Source organism: Oleiphilus sp. HI0086, from assembly GCF_001635225.1.
In genome coordinates this window covers 1-280 of the sequence record NZ_LWFZ01000343.1, presented here as the reverse complement: position 1 = coordinate 280, position 280 = coordinate 1, and the positions used below count along the sequence as shown (strand labels likewise).

The 280-nt window shown below is 48.6% G+C and carries 1 protein-coding gene; it reads right to left on the bottom strand.

All coding sequences use genetic code 11. The features are described from left to right. On the bottom strand, positions 1-280 hold a 280-nt coding region (locus A3756_RS04435), incomplete at both ends, for a DNA translocase FtsK (RefSeq protein WP_304438854.1).

Sequence of the window (280 nt, the reverse complement as noted above, 5' to 3'; positions counted from 1 at the left end):
TCGGTTATAGCCTACCTTCAGCTTTCTCTGCACTGAGGAGATAGATACTCTTCTGGTTTCCGTAACAAATGCTACAGCCAGGTCGAACAAGGCATCTTGTTCGTTGTCTCCACCACCTTCTTCTGCAAAGGCTGCTACCGCGGGGTCTGAGCTATCGCCACCAGATAGAACCTCTTCAAGATAATTAGGTTGCCCGCGTTCTTTCCATGCTTCAACCACCTTATGAACTTCGTGGTCATCAACAAAAGCACCGTGAACACGAATTGGCACACCACTACCT